Genomic DNA, 6,036 nt, shown 5'->3' with positions numbered 1-6,036 from the left:
ACGTACCAGATCAGCGACACGAACTTGAAGAACCGGTGGGTGCGACGGCTCGTGCTGCAGCACACGCTGCTCAGCTACGCGCTCGGTGTCGGCGTCGTCGCGACGGCCATCAACCTCGTCGTGTCGCTCGCGTCGAACTGACGCTCCGTCGCGCGGGGGAGGCGGGCCGTCGGTGGCGGTGTCGCCGCCGGGTCGACGACGGTCGCGATGCGAGTCGTGCCGAACCCGCGCGTCACGCCACGGCCGTCCTCGTGACGGAGAGGCCGGGGCGCTGTGTCGTCACACTGCTCGGATGACGGGTGTGGCGCGGCGCCGCGGCACGTACATTGGGAGCAAGTTTTCCGTACCTCGAATCGTGAAGGAGAGGGGCATGTCGACCAACGACGAGTCCGGCCAGGGCTCGACCTGGAGCGCAGACAACAACGAGCAGGCCACCCACGTCGCGGGTGGCGCAGCTGCCGGCGCGACGCCCGCGGGCGCCACGCCGGCCGGGGAGACGTCTGACGCGGGAGTCTCGATGACGAAGGACGCGCCCGCCTCCGACGACCACACGCAGGCGATCGGCAGTGACGCGACGCGCGTCGCGCCACGCTCGGATGCGCCGGCTCAGCCCGCATGGGGCCCGTCGAGTCAGGGTGGGCAGCAGGGCGCCGCGTCGTCGCAGGCCTACCCGAGCGCACCGGGAGTCGGCTACGCCGGGCCGCAGGGCGGGGGCCAGCCAAGCTACGGCCAGAGCGGGTACGGCCAGTACCCCGGGGGTCAGAACGCGGCAGGTCAGCCCTACGGGCAGGGTGGTTACCCGTCCAACAACCCCCAAGGCGGCCACCCGTCGAACAGCCCGCAGGGCGGTTACCCGTCGAACAACCCGCAGGGCGGGTACGGCTCGGTGCCGCAGGGTGGTTACCCGTCGAACAACCCGCAGGGCGGGTACGGTTCGGCGCCGCAGGGTGGTGTCCCCTCGAACAGCCCACAGGGTGGTTACGGCTCCTCGCCGCAGAACGGCTACCCGTCGAACAACCCGCAGGGTGGCTACGGCTCCGCGCCGCAGGGTGGCTACCCATCGAACAACCCGCAGGGCGGTTACCCCTCGTCGCCTCAGAACGGGTACGCGTCGTCACCGCAGGGCGGTTACCCGTCCCACAGCCCACAGGGCGGTTACCCCTCGAACAGCCCGCAGGGTGGCTACCCGTCCAACAGCCCGCAGGGCGGCTACCCGTCCTCGCAGGGTGCGGCGGTGTCGAACCAGCAGCACTACACGTCGGCGCCGTACGGCCAGTCGTCCGCACCGGGCGTCGGGCAGACGGGTGCGGCGGCGACGGATTCCGGTGCGTCGCACACGACGTCGACCGTCTCGCCCGTCGCGAAGTTCGGGCCGTTCGTTCCCGCGCTGCTCGGGCTGATCGCGCCGTTCGTGGCGTGGGTGACGTTCAAGGCCGGCAGTGAGTCGGTGGCGCTCAACGGCATCGGCGGCAACAACAACAGCGCGAACTCCGCGCTCGGTGGGTCGAAGAACACGGCGGGAATCTTCGTCGCGATCCTCGCCCTCGGCCTCGTCGCCGCCGGCGTGCTCGCGTTGCTGGGCAAGCTCAACGCAAAGATCGCGGGCCTCGTGACCGCGGCGATCGGCCTCGTCATCCTCATCATCGGCATCGTCCAGTTCCCGTCCGCGTCGAGCGCCGTCAGCTCCGACGGGCCCGCGTCGGGCTACTCCGCGACGATCGGTGCCGGTGTGTGGCTGACGTTGCTCTCCGGCCTCATCGCGATCGCCGTCGGCGTCGTCGCGTTCCTGCAGTCGCGCAAGACGGAGTCGACGGCCTCGCCGGCGCAGAACACGTCGAACGTGCCGAACAGCGGGCAGGGCCCGCAGCAGCCGTGGGGTCAGCAGACCCACTGACACGCTCAACGGCACGCACCTGACGAGGCCGGCTCGCCCCAGACGGGGTGGGCCGGCCTCGTCGACGCGGTGGTGACGCTGCGTCGACTCCCCTGTCGGACGCGGCTGGACCCCGGGCGTGTACGGCGCGCGACGGATGGCCGCCGTCAGGAGGGCCGTTGCGCCTAGGGTGGGCACGTGACTGCCTCTGACATCTCCGCGACGCCCCCGTCGACCGGTTCGGCGATCTCGTCGCAGCCGGATGGCAAGGAGTGGCCGCCGCTCATGGTGTGCCTCGACATCGATGGCACCCTGCTGCAGTACGACGGCACGATGCACGACGTCACGCGCGACGCCGTGCGCGCCTGCGTCGAGGCGGGGCATCAGGTCGTGCTGTCGACAGGGCGTGCGGTCATCGCGACGAAGCCGATCATCGACATGCTGGGCCTGTCGTCGGGGTACGCGGTGTGCTCGAACGGCGCCATCACGCTGCGTCTCGACAGCTCGTTGCCCGACGGGTTCGAGACGATCGAGCGCGTCACGTTCGACCCGACGCCGGCGTTGCAGATGCTGCGCGGACAGTGGGAGGACGCCGTCATCGCCGTCGAATCGGGTGACGTGTTCAAGGTGACGGCGCCGTTCCCCGACGGTGAGCTCGACGGCGAACAGGTCGTCGTGCCGTGGGAGGAGCTGATGACGGAGCCCGTCACGCGCGTGACGTTCCGCTCGCCGACCGGTACGAGCGAGGACTTCCTCGACCTCGCCGAACGCGTCGGCCTGCACCAGGTCAACTACGCCGTCGGATTCACCGCGTGGATGGACATCAACCCCGAGGGCGTGACGAAGGCGTCCGCGCTCGAGCAGGTGCGGCGCAAGCTCGGCGTCGAACCCGCCAACACGGTGGCCGTCGGCGACCAGCGCAACGACGTCGAGATGCTCGAATGGGCCGCGCGCGGCGTCGCGATGGGCCAGGCGCCCGACGAGGTGAAGGCCGCCGCCGACGAGGTCACCGCCCCCATCGACGACGACGGCGCCGCCCTCGTCCTGCGCTCGCTCCTCTGACCCCTTCTGCGATTTACGTCCACATTCGCGATTCCCGTCCCCATCGGCGAACGGCGTCCACATCGGCGATTCCTGTCCACATCGGCGAACTACGTCCACATCGTCGAACTACGTCCACCTTCGCGTGAGGCGCGTCGATTTGGGATGATGGGGCGTGCCTGATCTTCACCTGACGTCCGCGACGAACCCGCGCCTCAAGGGCCTCATCGGTCTGCGCAAGCGCCGTACGCGCGAGACCGAGGGCTTGACGCTCGTCGAGGGGTACGACGAACTGGGTCTGGCGCTCGACGCCGGCGTCCGCCCGCAGACGCTCTATGTGTGTGACGAGTTGATGCTCGACGCGGCGCGACAGCACGTCGTCATTGACGCGGCGCGCGCGGCGGGCGCGGAGATCGTCACCGTCGCGCGTCAGGCGTTCGAGCGCGTCGCGTATCGCGAGGGGCCGGACGGCTTCCTCGCCGTCGTGCCGAGCGTCAACGCCCATCCGCGCATGCTCGACCTGCCCGCCAACCCGCTGCTGCTCGTCGCCGAGGGCGTCGAGAAGCCCGGAAACCTGGGCGCGATGCTGCGCACGGCTGACGCCGTGGGCGCCGACGGTGTCATCGCGGCCGACCCTGTCACCGACTGGGGCAACCCCAACGTCGTCCGCGCCTCGAAGGGCACCGTCTTCAGCGTGCCGGTCGCGGCGGCACCCACGTCAGAGACGCTGGAATGGTTGCGCGACAACGACATTCCCCTCATCGCGACGACACCGGACACCGACGTCATGCACACCGACATCGACCTGTCCGGGCCCGTCGCCGTCGCCGTCGGCACCGAGAAGTACGGCCTCACCGACGAGATGCTGGGCGCCGCGACGTCCCGCGTCCGCATCCCGATGGTCGGGCAGGTCAACTCGCTCAACGTCGCGACGAGCGCCGCCATCGTGCTCTACGAAGCCATGCGACAGCGCGGCGTGCGGGGCTGACGAGCGGCCACCCGACGCACTCAGGTGACCCGGCGCCGCGAGCGAGGTGCCCCCCGCCACCCGTCCGCACCGGGGCGCCAGCCGGTGACGCGGCCCCGCGTCGCCGAGACGTGACCCTGATTACAAGCTGTGTTGGGTGACGTGGCACAGTGTCTCCATGCGGATTGACCACGTGATGTATGCGGCCGAGAATGACGGCCTGCAGGCCACAGCCGAGCGCCTCTCGCAGCAGCTCGGCATCGAAGTGCGTGACGGCGGCGTGCACCCGCGCTTCGGGACGCGCAACATGATCCTGCCGCTGAGGCAGGGGCGTTTCGTCGAGGTCGTCGAAGCGCTGGAGCACCCGAGCGTCGACAAGATGCCGTTCGGTCAGGCCGTCAAGGCTCGCTCCGCCAACGGCGGCGGTTGGGTCGGCTGGGTCGTCGAACTCGACGACATGAGCGGCCCCGTCGCCAAGCTCGGCCGCCCCACCACGGAAGGTCGCCGTCACCGCCCCGACGGCGCGGAGATCACGTGGCAGCAGATCGGCGTCAGCGACCTCGTCGTCGACCCGCAGCTGCCGTACTTCATCCACTGGGACGATCCCGCGCAGCACCCGTCGAAGGACGGCGCCACGGACGTCGCGCTCAAGGGCATCATGCTTGCCGGCGCGCCCGAGCGCGTGCGCGAATGGCTCGGCCTGACGGGCGAACCCGGCGTCGACCGCGAGGACTGGGAGCCCGACATCGACTTCCAGTTCGTCGCGCCGCACGGCACCCCGTCGGTGCTGTCGGTGACGTTCGCGACCGCCAAGGGCGACGTCACGATCTGATGATTTGAGGGGCGGCGTTCCGTCCTGACGTCGAGGGCCGAAACTCTGCAGTCCAGAGTTTCGGCCCTCAACGCATCTGGTGAGGTCTGAAACTCCGCATTGCGGGATTTCAGCCCCCAACAGCCGCGTTGAGAGCTTGAGGCCCCACCATGCAGGATCTCAGCTCTCAGCGAGGCAGCCGCGGGCTTCAGCAGATCGCCAAGGGGCGCACGAGCGTCCGTCGCAGGCCAGTGCACGTCAGGCGTCGAAATGATCCGCTGGGTGTCAGACCTCGAGGAAGTCGACCAGCTGCGGAGCGATGCCGACGTACGTCGCGGGCGTCATCTCGACGAAGCGTGCTTCGACGTCGGCGGGCAGGCCGAGGCCGCGCACGAACTCGCGCAGGTCGTCGCCGGTGATGCGGCGTCCGCGCGTCAGTTCCTTGAGGCGCTCGTAGGGCTGCTCCATCCCCGGCACGCCCTGGGCGCCGAGCGCGCGCATCGCCGTCTGGATCGGCTCGCCGAGCACCTCCCAGTTGGCTTCGAGGTCCTTGGCCATGGCGGCCGGCACGGGGTCGAGACCGCCGAGGCCCCGCGCGACGTTGTCCATGGCCAGCACCGAGTGCCCGAATGCGGTGCCGATGTTGCGCTGCATCGAGGAATCCGTGAGGTCGCGCTGCAGGCGCGACGTGACGAGGGTCGAGCCGAGGACGTCGAGCAGCGCCGAGCTGACCTCGAGGTTCGCCTCCGCGTTCTCGAAGCGGATCGGGTTCACCTTGTGCGGCATCGTCGACGATCCGACGGTGCCCTGGCCGCGCACCTGCGCGAAGTAGCCCATCGAGATGTAGGTCCACACGTCGGTGCACAGGTTGTGCAGGATGCGGTTGAAGCGCGCCATGTCGGCGTACAGCTCGGCCTGCCAGTCGTGGCTCTCGATCTGCGTCGTGAGCGGGTTCCACGTGAGGCCCAGGCCCTCGACGAAGCTCTGGCTCAGCGCCGGCCAGTCGGCGCTCGGCACGGCGGCGGTGTGCGCGCCGAACGTGCCGGTGGCGCCGTTGAGCTTGCCGAGGAACTCCTGGGCCTCGATGCGGCGCAGCTGTCGGCCGAGGCGGTGCGCGAGCACGGCGAATTCCTTGCCCATGGTCGTCGGCGTCGCCGGCTGGCCGTGCGTGTGCGCGAGCAGCGGCACGTCCCGCATGTCGCGGGCCATCGTCGCGACCTGCTCGACGAGCGTCGTCGCCTTCGGCAGCCACACCTGCTGCGTCGCACGCTGCACCATGAGGGCGTAGCTGAGGTTGTTGATGTCCTCGCTCGTGCAGCAGAAGTGGATGAGTTCCGAGAGCTG

General features: G+C 69.8%; 5 protein-coding genes. 4 read left to right on the top strand and 1 reads right to left on the bottom strand.

The window, feature by feature from the left end; translation table 11 throughout:
• Positions 1-370 precede the first annotated feature (370 nt).
• The 4 genes from B2284_RS13255 (at position 371) to B2284_RS13240 (ending at position 4,713) form a co-directional block, all read left to right on the top strand.
• Positions 371-1,894, top strand: coding sequence for a hypothetical protein (locus B2284_RS13255; RefSeq protein WP_136788599.1), 1,524 nt, complete (start codon positions 371-373; stop codon positions 1,892-1,894).
• A gap of 177 nt (positions 1,895-2,071) precedes the next feature.
• Entirely contained in the window at positions 2,072-2,935 is an 864-nt protein-coding gene (locus B2284_RS13250) for an HAD family hydrolase (RefSeq protein ID WP_136788598.1), read from the top strand.
• A gap of 154 nt (positions 2,936-3,089) precedes the next feature.
• Positions 3,090-3,902 (top strand): TrmH family RNA methyltransferase, encoded by an 813-nt coding sequence (locus tag B2284_RS13245; RefSeq protein ID WP_286697630.1) that lies wholly within the window; start codon positions 3,090-3,092, stop codon positions 3,900-3,902.
• Between the two features lie 157 nt (positions 3,903-4,059).
• The gene (locus tag B2284_RS13240) at positions 4,060-4,713 is read left to right on the top strand and encodes a VOC family protein (protein ID WP_038566581.1); all 654 of its coding nucleotides are present in this window, start codon (positions 4,060-4,062) and stop codon (positions 4,711-4,713) included.
• 264 nt (positions 4,714-4,977) lie between these two features.
• Here the strand turns inward: B2284_RS13240 and purB are convergent.
• The coding region (purB, locus tag B2284_RS13235) for an adenylosuccinate lyase (RefSeq protein WP_286697629.1) at positions 4,978-6,036 on the bottom strand (1,059 nt) is incomplete at its 5' end.

The organism is Dermacoccus sp. UBA1591 (assembly GCF_002322065.1).
Classification (GTDB): Bacteria; Actinomycetota; Actinomycetes; order Actinomycetales; family Dermatophilaceae; genus Dermacoccus; species Dermacoccus nishinomiyaensis.
This window is presented reverse-complemented; position numbering and strand designations above follow the sequence as displayed.

Bases quoted from the DNA above. Each gene is read 5' to 3' on its own strand.
- B2284_RS13255 (WP_136788599.1), top strand. From the start codon at position 371: ATGTCGACCAACGACGAGTCCGGCCAGGGCTCGACCTGGAGCGCAGAC.
- B2284_RS13240 (WP_038566581.1), top strand. From the start codon at position 4,060: ATGCGGATTGACCACGTGATGTATGCGGCCGAGAATGACGGCCTGCAG.